The sequence below is a fragment of the bacterium genome (genome assembly GCA_016873475.1).
In the GTDB taxonomy this organism is placed as follows: Bacteria; Krumholzibacteriota; Krumholzibacteriia; order JACNKJ01; family JACNKJ01; genus VGXI01.
In genome coordinates, this window is sequence record VGXI01000060.1 from 1 (window position 1) to 16,389 (window position 16,389).

Below are 16,389 nucleotides of genomic sequence, written 5' to 3' on the forward strand. Positions count from 1 at the left end.
GGGGAGCTCGGGCAGGATCACCACCTGCGAGTTGCTCAGCGCGCGGATGCGCTCCAGACGACTTCGCTTGCCGGGCTGCCCGAGGAAGACGGGCCGGTAGCGGCCGTCCATGCGCAGCTCGGCGGCCAGGCGCACGAAGTACTCCGCCGGCCACTCCTTTTCGGGTTGGCTGGCGCCGGTCAGCAGCGCGACCGTGTCGCGGCCCAGGCCCCGGTCCTCGAGCATGCGCCGGCCGGCGGCCAGCTCCGCGGGCGAGACGCTCAGGCGCGGCGGTGTCAGCGCCTGCGGGCCGGCCACCGCCTCGACGAAGCGCAGGTGATGGCGCGTCGCCGCCTCCGGGGTCCCGGAGGCGGGCGGCCGCAGCGTGTAGAGCAGCGAGCGCGGGAAGCGGCCGCGGCCCACGCGCGTCGGCGCGCCGGCGAGCGCGCTGAGCAGGGCGCTGCGCGGGTTGCCGAACAGATCGATGACGAGATCGTACTGCCCGCGCAGGCGCCGGAGCAGGGTCAGCGGCGGCGCGCCCGCGTCGTCCTCCTCGCGGCGCAGCACGTGCACGGCGCGCAGCTCGGTCGTGCGCGCGAGCACCGCGTGGAAGGGCGCCTCGCAGAGGTAGTCGATGGCCGCGCCCGGGAAGGCCCGCCGCAGCGCCGAGATCACCGGCAGCGTGAGGACGATGTCGCCCAGGAAGCGCAGTCGCGTGACGAGGATGGCCTGCGGTTCGCCGCGCCCGAAGCGGGTCTTCATGCCTGCCCCTCCTGGTCCCGGATGTAGCGCGCTGCGGCGAGCAGATCCGCGCAGACCGTCGCCGCGCCCGCCAGGCCCGCCGCCCGGGTCGCCTCGCCCTGGCCGCTCAGGACGAGCAGGCCGCGCAGGCCGGCCCCGGCCGCGAGGGCGAGGTCCTCGGGCTTGTCGCCGACCACCCAGCTGCCCGGCAGGCAGAGCGCCAGTTCCTGCGCCGCCGTCCTGAGCAGTCCCGGCCGCGGCTTGCGGCAGTCGCACGCGCGCCGGAAGGCGGCGACGCTGCCTTCCGGATGGTGCGGGCAGGCGTAGAGGCCGTCGAGCGCGATCCCCCCGGCCGCGAGGAGCGCGACCAGGCGCGCCTGGACGGCGCTCAGGTCGGCGAGGTCGAAACGGCCGCGGGCCACCCCCGACTGATTGCTGACGAGCACCAGCGCGAGCGGCGTCTCGCGCAGGAGGCGCAGCGCCGGCAAGGTCCAGGGGAAGAGCGCCACTCCCGCCGGATCGCCCAGGTAGTGGCGCTCCTCGATCAGGGTGCCGTCGCGATCGAGGAAGACGGCCCGCCTCATGCCGCCTCCCCCAGCCAGTCGGCGATGGCCGCGCGCACCGTCTGCGCGGCGATGGCCTCGCCGCAGCGCTGAACCGGCAAGGGGCAGGCGCGCGCGAAGCAGGGGCGGCAGGCCAGATCGGCGACGAGCCAGCGCGCCTGCGGCCCGCGCGGCGCCGTCCATTCCGGGCTCGTCGACAAGAAGAGCCCGAGGACGCGCCCGCCCACCGCGGCGGCGAGGTGCATGGGGCCGGTGTCCCCGCTCACCGTGCAGCGCGCCTGCGCCAGGAGCGCGGCCAGCTCGCCGAGATCGAGCGCGCCGCAGAGGTCCAGCGCAGCGCGACCCTGCGCCGCGAGCGCAGTCGCCAGCGCCGCCGCCAGGGGCCGCTCGGCGGCGCTGCCGACGACGAGGAGCGGCAGGCCAGCAGGCAGGGCAGCGCCCAGAGCGGCGAAGCCGGGCCAGCGCTTGGTCGGGCCGTACGTTGCGCCGGGCACCAGCACCACGCAGCGCGCCGCGTCGAGCTCGCGCGCAGCCAGCTTCGCCGCCAGCCGCGCAGCGGCCGCCGGGTCGAGGTGCAAGCGGGGCTGCAGGTCGGGCGGGCCGCTCGGGAGGAAGGGCGCGAGGAGCCGCGCGCGCTCCTCCAGCCAGTGACCCTCGCGGCGGGGCGGCGGGCCGAGCCGACGGCTGAGCAGGGCAGTGCGGCCCTGGCCCGAGTAGCCGATGCGCAGGCGCACCCCGCTGACCGCCCCGGCGAGCGCGCTCGATAGGCTGTCGGGCAGGATCCAGAGGGCCGCCGGGCGGAGGCGACTGCGCTGCACGGCGCGGCGAAGGCGCCAGAGGCCAGCGAGGCCCCGGTGCTCCCGCCGCGGGTCGTAGGCGAGGACCTCTCCCACGTCCGGGTCGCAGGCGAAGAGGGCGCGCTGCGCCGGCCGACACCAGAGCTGGATGGGGGCGCCGCTGAGCGCCGCGACCGACGGGATCAGCGCGCTGGCCAGCGCGCAGTCCCCCAGCCAGGCCGGCATCAGCAGGGCGGCCGCGAAGGGCGGCTCAGGTAGCGCGGACATGCAGGATGCCCGCCACGGCGGCGTCGATCTCGCGCAGGGACATCTGCTCGCCGGGGCGCCCGCGCAGGACGGCGGCGGACGCGCGCCCGCGCGGCTCCCAGGCGGCGCCATCCGCCTCGGTGAAGGCGCCCAGCGCGGGCACGCCCAGTGCGACGGCGATGTGGAAGAGCTCGCTGTTGCCCGCCACGCAGAGATCGCAGCGCGCGAGCAGGGCGAGGCGCTCGCGCAAGCCCTGCGGCGGCATGTCCAGGGCCGGCGCGCGCAGCGCCTGCCGCAGCGCGGCGGCGGCCGCCGCGTCCTCCTCCAGGTGCAGGAGCAGTACCCGCGCCCGCAGCTGCTCGGCGAGGTGGCCGACGAGATAGGCGAGATTGCCGCTCGCCAGGCGGCGCTCGCCGAGGCCAGGCGCCGGGTCGACGGCGATCAGCGGCTGCTCGCGGATGGGCTTGCGGAAGTGGATCAGCTGGTCGGCCGCGCGCAGCTCGTCCGGCCGCAGGCTGAACGCCCAGGGCGCCGCCTCGCCGCCGAGGCCGAACAGACGCGCCAGCTCGCTCGCCTGCTCGAGACGGTAGCGCTCGCGGCCCTGCCAGCGCAGCATGCAGTTGAGCAGCTGCTCGCGCTCCTCCTGGTAGATGCCGATGCGCAGCCCGGCCTGGGAGGCGTAGGCGACGAGGTCGCGCGGTCCGTCGGCGCCCTCGCCGATCAGGACGACGCCGTCGAACGCGCGCCCCTGCACCTCGCGCAACAGGCGGTAGTAGCTGCTGCTGTGCGCCTTGAGCTGCTCGGCCCGGTAGACGATCAGGCCGGCCAGCATGGGCTCCCGGCGCAGCAGGTCGGCGGCGCGCTCTTCGACCATCACCTGCAGCTCGAGGCCGGGGGTGCGGGCGTGCAGGCGCGCGAGCAGCGGCAGGTAGGCGACCAGTTCGCAGAGCCGGCCGGAGTCCACGAAGAGCAGGCGTCGCAGCTCGCTGAGGTCGCCACCGAGATGGAACTCCCGCTCGACGGGCGCCATCCCCAGCGTGCGCAGGGCGACGCGGGCGAGGGGATTGCTCAGCAGCGTGCTCTTCATGGCCTCTCCCCTCCGGGCCCCGCGCTCAGCGGCCGCCGTAGAGGCGCTCGTAGTAGTCCCGGTACTCGCCGCTGACGATGGCCTGCCACCAGCTGCGGTTGGTCGCATACCAGGCGATCGTTTCGGCGATGCCCGCGGCGAAGTCGACGCGCGGCGTCCAGCCCAACTCGCGCCGGATGCGCGTGGCGTCGATGGCATAGCGCCGATCGTGGCCGGGGCGGTCGGCGACGAACTCGATCAGCGACTCCGGCTTGCCCAGCGCGCCCAGGATGAGGCGCACGATCGCCAGGTTCGCCACCTCGTTGTCGCCCCCGATGTTGTAGACGCGCCCGGGCGCGCCGCCCTCCAGCACGGTCAGCAGGGCGCGGCAGTGATCGCTCACGTGCAGCCAGTCGCGGATGTTGCCGCCGTCCCCGTAGACCGGCAGGCTGAGGCCCTGGCTCGCCCGCTGGATCATCAGCGGGATGAGCTTCTCGGGAAACTGGTAGGGCCCGTAGTTGTTGCTGCAGCGCGTGATCAGGACCGGCAGCGCGAAGGTGCGCCAGTAGGCCAGCCCGATCAGGTCCGCGGCGGCCTTGCTGGCCGAGTAGGGGCTCGACGGATCGAGCGGCGTCGCCTCCGTGAAGCGGCCCGTCGGGCCGAGGGAACCGTAGACCTCGTCGGTCGACACGAGCACGAAGCGCCCCGGCCGCTCGGCCCAGGCGCGGCGAGCCGCCTCCAGCAGCACCTGGGTGCCGCGCACGTTGGTCTCGACGAAGACGCCCGGACCGAGGATGCTGCGGTCCACGTGGCTCTCCGCCGCGAAGTGGACGACGGCCGTGATCGGATGCGCGGCGAAGAGCGCAGCGACCAGCTCGGCATCGGCGACGCTCCCGCGCACGAACTGCAGCCCGGGATCGCCCGCGAGAGCGGCGAGGTTCTCCAGGTTGCCCGCGTAGGTGAGGGCGTCGAGATTCAGGATCGGCAGCGCCGGGCGCTCCGCGCGGAGCAGGTGGATGAAGTTGCTCCCGATGAAGCCGCAGCCGCCGGTGACGAGGAGCATCGCCTAGTCCTCTCCCGTCAGGGCGCCCTCGGGATCGACGAGCTCCTGCGCGTGGCGCAGGGAGCCGAAGGTGCCGGCATCCGTCCACCAGCCGGCGAGGACCTCGTAGCGCAGCGTGCCCTCGCGCAGGTAGGCGTTGTTCACATCCGTGATCTCCAGCTCGCCCCGTCCCGAGGGCCTCAGGCCACGGATGATCTCGAAAACCCGGCCGTCGTAGATGTAGATGCCGCAGACGGCGAGGTTGCTGCGCGGCGCCCGCGGCTTCTCCTCGATGCCGACGATGCGCTCGCCGGCCAGCTCCGCGACGCCGAAGCGCTCCGGATGCGCGACGGCCTTCAGGAAGATGCGCGCGCCGCCGCCCTGGCGGGCGAAGGCCGCGACGCCGGGGGCAATCGAGTCCGCGAAGATGTTGTCGCCGAGGATCACCGTCATCGGCTCGCCGTGGCAGAAGTTCTCGGCGAGGCCGAGCGCCTGGGCGATGCCGCCGGCTTCGTCCTGCACCCGGTAGGTGATCTGGCAAGCGAACTCGCGGCCGCTGCCGAGCAGGCCGACGACGTCGCCCATGTGCTCGGTGCCCGTCACGACGAGGATCTCGCCGATGCCCGCCTCGACCAGCTTGCGCAGCGGATGGAAGATCATCGGCACCCGCCCCACCGGCAGCAGATGCTTGTTGGTGACCTTCGTCAGCGGGAAGAGGCGGCTGCCCGTCCCGCCCGCGAGAATGATGCCTTTCATCGCCGCTCCTGCCCAGCGCTGGCGCCGTCCGGGTCTGGACAGCCTAGCCGCCGCCTCGGAGCCCGGCAACAGGAATTCTCCCTTGCCGCAGCGCCCGCCGCCCGCCTAGCCTGCGGCGGAGGCGAGATGGCAGAGCTGCTCATCGGCACCGCCGGCTGGAGCTACGACGACTGGCGCGGCACGGTCTACCCGGCGTCCCCGCCGCCCCGCTTCGATCCCCTGCGCTACCTGGCCGCGCACTTCGACCTCGTCGAGATCAACGTCAGCTTCTACCGGCTGCCGCGACCGGAGCTCGTGGCCGGCTGGCTGCAGCGCGTGCAGGAGTTTCCCGCCTTCCGCTTCCTGCTCAAGGCACCCCGCACCTGGACCCATCCCGAGCCCGGCGCCGCCGATCCGCCGCCCGCGCCCTTCCGCGCGCTCGCCGAGCTGCTCGCGGGGGGCGGCCGCCTCGGCGCGGTGCTCCTGCAGTTCCCCTGGTCCTTCCGCGCCGGCGCCCCGGCCCGGGCTCGCGTCGCCCGCCTACGCGACTGGCTGCCCGGGCTGCCGGTCGCCGTCGAGGTCCGGCATGCGAGCTTCGCGGGCCCCGACTGGCCGCGCTGGCTGGCCGCGCAAGACTGCCTGCCCGTGAACGTGGACCAGCCCGCCCTGCCCGGCTGTCTGGCCCTGGGCGCCGAGTGCGGCCCTCAGGCCGCCTACTTCCGCCTGCACGGGCGCAACGCGGGGCAGTGGTTCGCGCCCGCGGCCGGACGCGACGCCCGCTACGACTACCTGTACACGGAGGCGGAACTGGACGGCGTGGCCGAGCAGGTCGCCGAGGCCGCCCGTCGCGTGCCCCTGCTCTTCCTCGTCACGAACAATCACTACCGGGGGCAGGCGGCAGTGAACGCGCTGCAGCTGCGGGCGCGCCTGCTCGGGCGTCCCCTGCCCGTGCCGCCCGCGCTTCTGGCCAGCTACCCGCAGCTGGCGGCCATCGCCGCGCCGCCGCCGCGGCGCCCGGGCGAGCTGTTCTGAGCCGGCTAGCGCTGCCCGGACCCGCGGCGCAATGCGGCGAGGCTGTCGGCGCCCGCCTCGCCGTGGGTCACGGTGAGCGAGTCGTCGATCGGCGGCCATTGCCAGACGAGGGCCACCGTCGGCGCGCCGCTCTCGTTGGCGAGAGCATGGAGTTCCCCCGCCGGGATCTGGAGCAGTTCCCCCGGCCCGTAGGCACTCTCGCCGGCCGCTCGCTGCAGGCGCCCGCGGCCGCGCCAGATGTAGATCCAGACGTCGCTGAGGGGGAAGTAGTGCGGCGGCTCTTCACCGCGCAGCTGGTAGAGCGCGACGGCGAGCAGGGAGTCCGCGCTGAAGATCGGCGTGCGCCGCGCGTTCTCGTCCTCGCGCAGGGGCTGGCGCTGCAGGAGCTCCTGCAGGCGGGTCTGCGCAAAGGGCAGGGAGGGCGCCGCCTCGGCGGCGCCCGTCTCGCCGGGCGCGAAGGCCGCAGCGTCCTCGCCGCCGCGCGCCGGCACGCCATCGATGTAGCGACCGCCGCCCAGGCGGGGGCGGGTGCGCAGGCTGTCGCGCGCGCCGGTCGTGGTCTGCGCGAGCCCGTCGCTCGCGCTCGCGGCCAAGAGGCCGAGACCGAGGACAATCAGGCGCAGGCGAGTCGCCATCGCCGCCTCCCTTCTCAGAGGTGATCGCCGCGCCCGTTCGTGTAGGCGTGATGCGGCGGCACGCCCAGACTCTCCAGCTCCTCGACGACCTGCCGCATCAGGGCCGCCTTCTGGCGGTGCGGCAGGAAGGCGCTCTTGAATCCGTTCAGGATCAGCTCGTGGATGTCCCCGACCGTCAGCGCGAAGGCCCGCGTCGCCCGCTCGAACTCCAGCGTCACGCTGGTGTCGGAGATCAGGCGGTTGTCGGTGTTCAGCGTGACGCGCAGGCCCAGCTCGAGGTACTTGCGGCAGGGGTGGTCCTGCAGCGAGGAGACCGCTCCCGTGTGCACGTTGCTCGTCAGGCACATCTCGAGCGGGATGCGGTGGTCGTTGACGTAGTTCATCAGCTCGGGGCTCTCGAAGAGCCGCGTGCCGTGGCCGATGCGATGCGTGCCGCAGTAGTGCAGGGCCTGGGCGATGCTCTCCGGGCCGAAAGCCTCCCCGGCGTGCAGGGTCGAGTTCAGGTTGTGGTTGAGCACGAAGTAGAAGGCCTCGCGGTGCTGCTTGGCCGGGTAGTCCTTCTCCTCGCCGGCGAGATCGAAGGCGACGATGCCGAGGTCCTTGTAGAGCAGGGTCGCCTGCGCGAGCTCGAGCGAGCGCTCGGGCGTCATCGAGCGGATGCCGCAGAGGATCTGCCCCGTGAGGATGCCCGTCTCCGCCTCCGCCCGCCGCAGGCCGCGCGCGACGGCCTCGATGATCTCGCGGTTGTGCAGGCCGCGCTCCCGGTGCAGCAGGGGGCTGTAGCGCACCTCGATCAGGCGCACGTTCTCGGCGGCGGCGTCCAGCGCCAGCTCGTAGGCGACGCGCTCCAGGGCCGGCGCCGTCTGGAGCACCGGCAGCGTGTACATGAAGGCGCGCAGGTAGTGCGAGAGGCTGCGCTCCTCGCCCTGGACCTGCGTCAAGGCGCGCAGCTCCCGCTCGTTGGTGGCCGGGAGTTCGACCCCCTGCGCCGCGGCGAGCTCGAGCAGGGTCAGCGGGCGCAGGGAGCCGTCGAGGTGCACGTGGAGGTCGGTCTTCGGCAGGCGGGTCAGCCACTCGCGGTCGATGTTCACGGCCTCGCCTTTCCGCGTCGACTCGGCCTCAGGCCGGCCCGCCGCCCTGGAAGTACTGCTCCTCGAAGATCTCGGCGTAGGTCTCGCCGCCCATGAAGTCCTCGAAGCTGTCCTGCGGCTGCTGGAAGAGCACGCCGCGCTCGATCAGCTCGTAGACCAGACTGCCGAAGTCGCGGCTGCTGCGGATGCCCCAGGCGCGGAAGACGAGGGCCGCCAGGGGGCCGTAGCGCTCGGCGCCCAGGCGCTGGATGCCCGCCAGCAGTTCGGCTCCCGTCACGTGTCCGGCGCGCGCGAGCTGCTCGCGCGCCGCCGCCAGCGCTTCGAGCAGGAAGGCGTAGGCCGCATCCGCGTAGGCCTTGCTCTCGACCATGCCGCCTCCTCCCCTGGTTGCGCAGGCGACAACTAAGCGCAGCCCGGGGCGGCTGTCAATCGACCTTGCTCTGCATCAGCTCGGCGAAGAGCCGTTCGTAGCGCCCGACCACCGCCGGCAGGGCGTAGTCGGCGACGGCCGTCGCGCGCCCGGCCTGGCCGATGCGCTGCCGCAGCGAAGCGTCGGCGAGCAGCGCGTCGCAGCGGGCGATCCAGGCGCCTGTGTCGGCGGGCTCGAGCAGGTAGCCGTTCTCGCCGTCGCGCACGAACTCCGGCGGCCCCCCGCGCTGCGTGATCAGGACCGGCACGCCGCAGCTCATCGCCTCGAGCGCTGCGAGGCCGAAGGACTCGTGCTCGCTGGGCTGGAGGTAGAGGTCGGCCACCGGCAGCAGTTCCTCGATGCGCTCCCAGGGCCCGAGCAGGCGCACGCGCCCGCCCAGGCCCAGCTCGCGCGCCCGGTACTCGAGCCCCACCAGCTCGGGGCCGTCCCCCGCCAGGAGGAGGACGACCCGCTCCCGCTCCGCGAGCCCGGCGAGGATGTCGACCAGCGAGAGCGCCCGCTTCACCGGCCGGAAGTTCGAGGCGTGCAGCAGGATGTGCTGCTGGGGCGTCGCAAAGCGCGCGCGCTGGGGGCAATCCGCCCGCGGACGGAAGCGCTCCGTGTCGACGAAGTTGGGCAGGGTGCGGATCTTCTTGTCCGTGTGAAAGATGCGCCGCGTCTCCGCCGCGAGGAAGTCGCTCACCGCGGTCACGCGGTCCGATTGCTCGATGCTCCAGCGCGTGATCCGGTGGTAGCTCGGGTGGGTGCCGACGAGCGTGATGTCCGTGCCGTGCAGGGTCGTCACGACCGGGATGCGCCGGGAGCCCATCTGGCTGGCCAGGATCGCCGACGCCGCGTGCGGAATGGCGTAGTGCACGTGCAGGAGATCGAGGCCATGGAAGCTCGCCACCTGGTGCATCTTGACTGCGAGCGCGAGCGTGTAGGGCGGGTACTCGAAGAGCGGGTAGTCGAGCATCTCGACGGTGTGTACCCAGACCCGCTCCTGGCCCTGCGTGACGCGGAAGGGCACCGAGGCGGTGATGAAGTGCACCTCGTGGCCGCGCTCGGCGAGGGCGAGGCCCAGTTCGGTGGCGACGATGCCGCTGCCGCCCACCGAGGCATAGCAAGAGATGCCGATCTTCAGCGGGCGGCTCATGCCGGGCCTCCGCCGGGGGCGCCGAAGGGCTCGGCGCTGAGCAGCCAGCCCGGGTCCCGGACCAGCGGCACCTGGGCGCTGAAGAAGGGCTCCCCGTAGTTGCAGCCGGCCTGCGCCCCGTAGAAGCGGTCGCGGGCGAGGATCTGGCCGAGGAAGTCCGGGTGGTTGATGCTCGTCTCCGCGCGACCGTCCCCGCGCAGGAACTGGCTCGCGTAGCAGCGCAGGGCCGCTTGCTTCTTCTCGATCACGCTGTCGATGTCGACCACGACGCTGGGCCGGAACGGGAAGCGCTCCATCATCTCCAGGATGCGCGCCGGCCGGCGCGGCGGGCCATCGGCCCCGAAGCGCGCGAGGCCGGCCAGGAAGGCGGCGTCCCAGAGCAGCCGGTGCGCAGCCCGGTGGTCCGGGTGCCGATTGCGCGCCGTGTGAATGATGAGCAGGTCCGGCCCCAGGCGCCGCAGCCAGCCGACCAAGGCCTGGCGCTGCCCGTGGTCGGCAGGGCTGAGGTACCCGTCGGGCAGGCCCGCGTTCTCGCGCCGGGCGACGCCGAGGATGGCGGCCGCCGCCGCGGCCTCCCGCGCCCGGAGCGCCGGATCGCCGTTGGAGCCCAGCTCGCCCGCAGTCAGGTCGAGGATGCTCACCTCGTGGCCCCGCGCGGCGGCGAGGGCGAGCGTGCCGCCAGCGCAGATCTCGACGTCGTCGGCGTGGGCGCCGACGGCCAGCAGGTGCATCTCAACCTCCTTGCGGGGCGTCCGCGAGCGTCCATTCAAAGTGCGTTCCGCCCTCCCAGGCCGCCAGGTGCGCGGCCGCGAGTTCGACGAGAGCCCCGGCATCCGCCAGGGGGTGGCCAGGCCTGGCCAGCGGGCTGCTCTGGCGGCCGCCGCCGTCCAGGCCCGCCGCCCGGTCCCCCGCGCTGATCGCCGCCAGGCGCGGCCAGGCCGGCGGGCAAGGCAGGGCCAGCGCCCGGAAGCCGGCCAGCAGCTGGCGATGGTAGGCCCACTCGGCAGGGCCGAGGACTGCGGCCGCCACGGGCAGCACGGCGTCCTGCACCAGCGGCCGCAGGGCGGCGTTGGGCGCCAGGGCGGGGGGCGACTCGCCCAGGCGCCGCGCGAGGGCGTCGCCGTAGTCGCCGGCGCTCGGCAGCAGCCGCCGGCGGCCGCGCAGGAAGTAGAGCGCGCGCTCGCCGATCCCCGGCCGCAGCGGCGCTTCGCCGAGCTCAGCGGCGATTGCCGCGCCCGCGGCGTCCACGGCGGCCGCGAAATCCCCCCGCCGCTCGGCGTAGCGCGCGAAGAGCGGCGCCGCGGCCGCGCGCAGGGCTTCCGCGCGGGCGTCGAGCAGGAAGAGCGACCAGGGCGCGAAGTGCTCGGCCAGCAGGCGCGCGCTGTGCGCGCCCAGGTCCTCGCCAGGGCGCGGCGCCCGGGCAGCAAGCCCGGACGCGAGGCCGCTCAGGCCGAGCAGGTCTCGCCAGGCCGGTCCGGGATCGAGATCGCCGACGAAGCCGCCGCGCCTCTCCTGCGCCGCCGGCAGGGCGACCGCGAGCGGCGGCCGACCGGGCCGGGGGAGCGCCTGCCCCCGCGCCTCGGCGAAGTCGCTGTCGTCCGCGGCCGACCAGAAGCACCCGTAGTGGGGCTCCCCCCGCTCGCGGCTGAGCCGTTCGGCCAACGCCACGGCGGTGGCGGCCTTCTGCAGGCTGAGGCCCAGGGGCAGGGGAAAGCAGGGCTGCTGACCGGTGAGGACGAGCCGCGCCCGGCCCGCCGCCAGCTCCGCGCGCGCCGGCGCGCTCCCGCCGCCCAGGGCCGCGAGCAGTGCCGGCGACAGGGGACGGGGGGCGCGCAGCGGATCGCCGGCGAGAGCCGGTGGCGGCGGGAGCGCGCGGCGCGTTGCCAGCGCGGCCAGACGGCTCATCCCTCCCGCTCCACGAGCAGGATGAAGCGCGCGCTCTGCGGCGCGTAGGGGCCGCCGTGGTAGTCCCCCCAGCGCTCCCGCTCGCGGAAGCCGCGTCCGGCCAGGGCCGCGCTCAGTTCCGCGGGCGCGAAGAGGCGCACGCTCTCCTCGTAGCGCAGGGCTTCGCCCTCGCCCGTGCGCGGCCGGACCGTCACGCGCTTGACGATGCGCTCGCCCTCGATCCGCCGCTCCTCCTCGGCGATCCAGTGCTCGCCGCGCCGCTCGCCGCGCTCTGCCATCTGGCCCGGGAGCGCGCTGCGATTGAGGAAGTCGAAGAAGAGCCAGCCGCCGGGACGCAGCACGCGCGCCAGCTCGGCGAAGACCTGCCAGTTCTCGGCGTCCTCGCGGAAGTAACCGAACGAGGTGAACATGCTCAGGGCGCCGTCGAAGCTCGCCGCGGCGAAGGGGAGCCGGCGCATGTCGCCGCGCACGAGCGCGAGTCCGGGCCGCAGGCGGCCGCGGGCGGCCTTCAGCAGCGGCTCCGAGAGGTCCAGCCCGACGGCGCGCAGCTGGCGGCGGCCCAGTCCCGCGAGATGGCGGCCGGCGCCGCAGGCGAGGTCCAGCAGACGCTCCCCGGGGCGCAGGCGCCCGCTGCGCTCCAGGAGCGCCAGCGCGAGCTCCGCTTCGCGCTCGTTGCGGTGCGCGTAGAGTTCGAGGTAGTGCTCGCCGAAGCCGTCCACGTACCAGGGCCTAGGCAAGTGCGCCTCCGCTCCAGAAGAGCGCCGAGAGATAGCCGACGACCTGCCGCCGGTCTCCGGTCACGGGCGAGGAGTCGCGGCGGTCGAGCAGCTCGATCCGCCCCCCCCCATCCGCGCTCCGCGCCGCCTGCTCGGCGAGCAGGAGCTGGAGCGGCTCGGCGCCACAGGCCTCGGCCCGCCCGCTCTCGACCGCGCCGGCCAGACCCTCGGCGTCGCCGGCTGCGATCAGCCGAGCCGCCTCGGCGTCGAGGCGCTCCGCCTCGGCCGCGCCGTGGTAGTGCGAGAGGTCACTCGTCACCAGCCAGAGGTCCGCCGGCGCCCTGAGCGCCGCCAGCCGCGTCCGGGCGAGCTCCCGCTCGGCGCGGCTCAGGGGCCCCACCAGCAGCGGCAGCAGGCTCACCCCGGGCAGGCAGCGCTGCAGGAAGGGCAGCTGCACCTCGAGCGCGTGCTCCCGCGCGAGCGCCTCCTCGGCCAGCGCGAAAGGCGCGCCGCCGGCGAGGAGCGCGTCGACCGCCGCGAGGTCCACAGGCAGCGACCCGAGAGGCGTCTCCCAGGCGGCCTCGCGCGAGAGGCCGATGCCGCGCAGCGCGCGGTGGTGGTTCGGTCCCAGGAGCAGCACGCGCCGCACCGGCCCTCCGGCCAGCCGCGCGAAGGCCGCCGCCGCGCAGGCGCCCGAGTAGACGTGGCCGGCATGCGGCACGAGGGCCGCCCAGGGCGCCGCGCCGGCCGCGGCGGACGGCCACTGGGCGAGCAGCGCATCCACGCTGCGGCCCAGCGCGGCGGCCTCTCCCGGGTAGAACTGACCGGCCCAGGCAGCGGCCCTAGCCAAAGTGCTCACCTCGCTGGAGAAGGGTCGGCTGCGCCCACTCGGGGCGCGTGGCGGGGTAGTCGATCGTGTAGTGCAGGCCGCGGCTCTCCTTGCGGGCTCGCGCCGAGCGGACGATCAGCTGGGCGACGAGGGCGATGTTGCGCAGCTCGATCAGCTCCGGCGAGATCCGGTAGCGCCAGTAGAAGCTCTCCACCGTGTCCCGCACGTGGCGGATGCGCTCCTCGGCCAGGGTGAGCCGCTCGTCGCTGCGCACGATGCCCACGTAGTCCATCATGATGCGCCGGACGAGATCCCAGTCGTGCTCCAGGACGACCGATTCGCGGTAGTCCCGCCCCTCGGGGGCGCTCCAGGGCTTGAGCGCGGGCTGCGCCGCCATGGGGGCGTCCTCGCTGGCCAGCGCCGCCGCCGCCCAGTGCGCCCAGGTCACCGCCTCCAGGAGCGAGTTGCTGGCCAGGCGATTCGCTCCATGCACGCCCGTGCAGCTCACTTCGCCGATCGCGAGCAGGCCCGCGAGGCTGCTGCGCCCGGCCAGGTCCACCTGCACGCCGCCGCAGGCGTAGTGCGCGGCGGGCACCACCGGTACGAGCTGGCTTCGCGGATCGATGCCGACGCTCTGCAGCGCCTCGCAGATCGCCGGAAAGCGCTTGGGGATCCGCTCCCGCCCGATGGGCGCGAAGTCCAGCCACATGTGCTTCTCGCCGCGGATCTTCAGCTCGTGGTCGATGGCGCGGGCGACGATGTCCCGCGGCGCCAGGTCGGCGCGCGGATCGTAGCGCGCCATGAAGGCCTCGCCCGCCCCGTTGCGCAGCAGCGCGCCCTCGCCGCGCACGGCCTCGCTGATCAGCTGCGTCCTCAGCTGCGGGTGGTAGAGGCAGGTCGGGTGGAACTGCACGAACTCCAGGTTCGCGACCACGGCCCCCGCCCGGTAGGCCATGGCCAGTCCGTCGCCGGTGGCGATGTCCGGGTTGCTGGTGTAGGCGTAGACCTTGCCCAGGCCGCCCGTCGCGAGCAGGGTCCAGCGGGCGGCGATCGCCAGCACCTCGCCGGTCGCCGCATCCAGGACATAGGCGCCGTAGACGCGCCCTTCCCCGCCCTTGCCCTGCAGGTGCTGCGCCAGGGCCAGGTTGACGGCCATGTGATTCTCCAACACGGTGATCGCGGGATCACTTTGAGCGCGTTCGAGGAGAACGCGCTCCAGCTCGCGACCCGTGTAGTCCGCCACGTGGACGATGCGGCGCTGGCTGTGTCCTCCCTCCCGGCCCAGCGCCAGGGCCTGCCCATCCCGGCTGAAGGCCACGCCCCATTCGAGCAGCTCGCGCACCCGCGCCGGTCCGTCGGCCACCATCCGCTCCACCCGTTCGACGTCGCAGAGGCCGGCGCCCGCCGCCAGGGTGTCGGCGACATGGGCCTGGAAGTCGTCCCCGGGCGCGAAGACGGAGGCGATGCCGCCCTGTGCCCAGCGCGTGTTGCTCTCGTCGGCTCCCTTCTTCGTGACGAGGATCACCCGACCCAGGCGCGCGGCCTTGAGCGCGAAGCTGAGGCCGGCGATCCCGCTGCCGATGACGAGGCAATCCGTCTGCATGCTCCTCCCGGGCCTGCCGCCGGCCGCTGCGCTGCCGCCCGCAGTCTACGCCAGGGGGCCGCGCCGTGCAAACTGAGCCGGGCTGGGCAGGCTTCGCCTCGGCGGGCGCTGCCCGCGCCGCGCCCGACCGCCGCCGGCGCCGGCCGGCGCTTCCTCCCAGCGGCCTGGGCTGCCTCCTCGCTTCCCGGGCTTCCTCGCCTGGGACCCTGACGGCGATGGCACAGCCGTTGCAGTTCGGGAGGAGAATTCCCTGCGCCACAGGAGGTCAGTATGCGCAGCAGCGCCGCCTTCATCCTCATCGCCGTCGCCGCGCTGGGCCTCGCTCTCAGCGGCGGCTGCGGCGAGAACGCCATCGAGGGCCACACGCGCCCCACCCTCTTGTCCATCAATGGCGGCGCGCCGCTGCACGCGGACGTCTTCGTGGAGGACACCACCGTGACTGGCGGCGGCTACATCCCCGAGGAGTCGGTGGAGTTCGTCTTCGCCAATCCGCCGAGCCAGCGGTTCCTCGACCTGACCCCGGATGATCCTTACGGCGTCTTCATCCTCGACTCCTACACGGTGCGCTACGAGGTCTTGCAGATGCTGCCCACCGGTTCGGGCTTCTCCGAGGCCAACCTGCCGGCCGTGTCGGCGCCGATCCACCTCGGCCTGCCCGTGAACGCCGAGGTCACGACGGCCCTCGTTCTCGCCCCGGCCTCCCTGAAGCTGGAGCCGCCGATCCTCGACCTCATGCCCGGCACGGGCACCGTGCCCTACGGCGAGGTGGTGGTGCAGGCGGAGATCACCTTCACGGGGCACGAGCAGGGCTCGAACCGCTCGCAGTCCTTCGAGGCGGTGACGACCATCCTCTTCGCCAACTACGCCGACGAGGACTAGGCGCCGCCCAGGCGCTCGCGCAGCAGGGCGAGTGCCGCGGCGGGATCCGCGAGTTGCAGGTTCGCCGCTAGCACCTGGGGCGCCGGCCCCGGCAGATCCCAAGAGGACGCCCAGCGCTGGGCGTCCTTTTCTGTCAGCAGCACCCGGGCTCCCCGCAGCGCCGCGCCGGCCGCCGCGATGCGCCGTCTCAGGCGCGGCGTCCAGTCGGCGTGGTCCGCCACGCGCAGGCGCCCGCGCAGGGCGAGCCCCGCCCCCGCCGCCGCGGCCTCGAAGCGCTCCGGCCGCGCGATCCCCGCCACCGACAGGTAGCCGTCGGGCCAGGGCGCGGCCGGCCGGCCGTCCAGTTCCACGAGGCAGGGCGCTCCGGCCACCAGGCGGAGCACGGGCGCTGGCCAGCGGGCGGGCGCCGCCTCCCCCACGGCCAGCGCGTAGGCGCTGGCCCGCGCGAGGGCGCCGGGAAACTCCCGCAGCGGGCCCGCGGGCAGCAGGCGCCAGGGCGAGAGTGCGCAGCCCGGCGACAGGAGCACGAGGTCGAGGTGCCGCGCCAGGCGCCGGTGCTGGAAGCCATCGTCGACGATCAAGAGGTCGCAGCGGCCGCTCGCCTCGAGCCAGCGCGCGCCTTCCCACTTGGGCCGGGCAGCGACGAGGGGCAGCCCAGGCAGCCGCGCCGCCAGGAGGCGCGCCTCGTCGGGCGCAGCGCGCGCGAAGTCCGCCGCCTCGCGGCTGAGCAGGCGGTGGCCCCGCGCCGGCCGCCCCCAGAGTCCCGTCACGACGCCGGGCCGCCAGCCGGCCTCCGCGAGGAGCTGCGCGAGCAGGGCGACCGTCGGCGTCTTGCCGGTGCCGCCGATCTCGAGGTTCCCGACGGAGAGCACGGGGAGGCGGCCTTCCCAGGCTCGCGCCGCCTGCCAGGCGCCATTCAGGGCCGCGCCCAGCCCGTAGAGCAGGCCCAGGGGCGCGAGCAGGCG

Annotated in this window: 18 protein-coding genes; 2 read left to right on the plus strand and 16 right to left on the minus strand. The window is 74.4% G+C overall.

Annotation, left to right across the window (positions count from 1 at the left end; all coding sequences use genetic code 11):
* The 6 genes from FJ251_06855 to FJ251_06880 form a co-directional block, all read right to left on the minus strand.
* Positions 1-741, minus strand: a 741-nt coding sequence (locus FJ251_06855) for a glycosyltransferase family 9 protein (protein ID MBM4117453.1), incomplete at its 3' end; no start/stop codon positions are given.
* Complete coding sequence (locus FJ251_06860) at positions 738-1,466, minus strand: HAD family hydrolase (protein MBM4117454.1); 729 nt, start codon at positions 1,464-1,466, stop codon at positions 738-740. The genes FJ251_06860 and FJ251_06855, both read right to left, overlap by 4 nt.
* Positions 1,301-2,458 carry a glycosyltransferase family 9 protein gene (locus FJ251_06865; protein MBM4117455.1) on the minus strand — a complete coding sequence of 386 codons (1,158 nt, stop codon included), beginning with the start codon at positions 2,456-2,458 and terminating at the stop codon, positions 1,301-1,303. The genes FJ251_06860 and FJ251_06865 overlap by 166 nt, the downstream gene beginning before the upstream one ends.
* Positions 2,331-3,521: a glycosyltransferase family 9 protein gene (locus FJ251_06870; protein MBM4117456.1), complete on the minus strand. Its 1,191-nt coding sequence runs from the start codon at positions 3,519-3,521 to the stop codon at positions 2,331-2,333. Before FJ251_06870 ends, FJ251_06865 begins: the two co-directional genes overlap by 128 nt.
* Entirely contained in the window at positions 3,439-4,455 is a 1,017-nt protein-coding gene (gene rfbB / locus FJ251_06875) for a dTDP-glucose 4,6-dehydratase (GenBank protein ID MBM4117457.1), read from the minus strand. The genes FJ251_06870 and rfbB overlap by 83 nt, the downstream gene beginning before the upstream one ends.
* A 3-nt stretch (positions 4,456-4,458) precedes the next feature.
* Positions 4,459-5,190, minus strand: a complete 732-nt coding sequence (locus tag FJ251_06880) for a spore coat protein (protein MBM4117458.1) — start codon at positions 5,188-5,190, stop codon at positions 4,459-4,461.
* Between FJ251_06880 and FJ251_06885 the strand changes: the two genes are divergently transcribed.
* Positions 5,083-6,201, plus strand: coding sequence for a DUF72 domain-containing protein (locus FJ251_06885; GenBank protein MBM4117459.1), 1,119 nt, complete (start codon positions 5,083-5,085; stop codon positions 6,199-6,201). The genes FJ251_06880 and FJ251_06885 overlap by 108 nt on opposite strands.
* Positions 6,202-6,206: 5 nt before the next feature.
* Here the strand turns inward: FJ251_06885 and FJ251_06890 are convergent, their stop codons facing one another.
* From FJ251_06890 to nadB, 9 genes are read right to left on the minus strand one after another with little or no spacing between them, the layout of a single operon-like run.
* On the minus strand, positions 6,207-6,836 hold the full coding sequence (locus tag FJ251_06890; protein ID MBM4117460.1) for a cupin domain-containing protein: 630 nt from the start codon (positions 6,834-6,836) through the stop codon (positions 6,207-6,209).
* A 14-nt stretch (positions 6,837-6,850) separates the two neighbouring features.
* Complete coding sequence (gene add, locus FJ251_06895) at positions 6,851-7,927, minus strand: adenosine deaminase (GenBank protein ID MBM4117461.1); 1,077 nt, start codon at positions 7,925-7,927, stop codon at positions 6,851-6,853.
* Positions 7,928-7,955: 28 nt separating this feature from the next.
* Positions 7,956-8,297, minus strand: coding sequence for a hypothetical protein (locus FJ251_06900; protein MBM4117462.1), 342 nt, complete (start codon positions 8,295-8,297; stop codon positions 7,956-7,958).
* 55 nt (positions 8,298-8,352) lie between these two features.
* Positions 8,353-9,480, minus strand: coding sequence for an N-acetyl-alpha-D-glucosaminyl L-malate synthase BshA (bshA, locus tag FJ251_06905; GenBank protein MBM4117463.1), 1,128 nt, complete (start codon positions 9,478-9,480; stop codon positions 8,353-8,355).
* 8 nt (positions 9,481-9,488) lie between these two features.
* Positions 9,489-10,325, minus strand: coding sequence for a bacillithiol biosynthesis deacetylase BshB1 (gene bshB1 / locus FJ251_06910; protein ID MBM4117464.1), 837 nt, complete (start codon positions 10,323-10,325; stop codon positions 9,489-9,491).
* Positions 10,225-11,397, minus strand: coding sequence for a bacillithiol biosynthesis BshC (gene bshC / locus FJ251_06915; protein ID MBM4117465.1), 1,173 nt, complete (start codon positions 11,395-11,397; stop codon positions 10,225-10,227). Before bshC ends, bshB1 begins: the two co-directional genes overlap by 101 nt.
* Entirely contained in the window at positions 11,394-12,167 is a 774-nt protein-coding gene (locus FJ251_06920; GenBank protein MBM4117466.1) for a class I SAM-dependent methyltransferase, read from the minus strand. Before FJ251_06920 ends, bshC begins: the two co-directional genes overlap by 4 nt.
* Positions 12,127-12,963, minus strand: coding sequence for an AmmeMemoRadiSam system protein B (gene amrB, locus FJ251_06925; protein MBM4117467.1), 837 nt, complete (start codon positions 12,961-12,963; stop codon positions 12,127-12,129). The genes FJ251_06920 and amrB overlap by 41 nt, the downstream gene beginning before the upstream one ends.
* Positions 12,956-14,545 (minus strand): L-aspartate oxidase, encoded by a 1,590-nt coding sequence (gene nadB, locus FJ251_06930; GenBank protein MBM4117468.1) that lies wholly within the window; start codon positions 14,543-14,545, stop codon positions 12,956-12,958. Before nadB ends, amrB begins: the two co-directional genes overlap by 8 nt.
* Before the next feature lie 270 nt (positions 14,546-14,815).
* Here nadB and FJ251_06935 point away from each other — a divergent pair, with 270 nt between their 5' ends.
* A complete protein-coding gene (locus FJ251_06935; protein ID MBM4117469.1) occupies positions 14,816-15,424 on the plus strand; it encodes a hypothetical protein in 609 nt (202 codons plus the stop codon).
* Here the strand turns inward: FJ251_06935 and lpxK are convergent.
* On the minus strand, positions 15,421-16,389 hold a 969-nt coding region (lpxK, locus tag FJ251_06940), incomplete at its 5' end, for a tetraacyldisaccharide 4'-kinase (protein ID MBM4117470.1). The genes FJ251_06935 and lpxK overlap by 4 nt on opposite strands.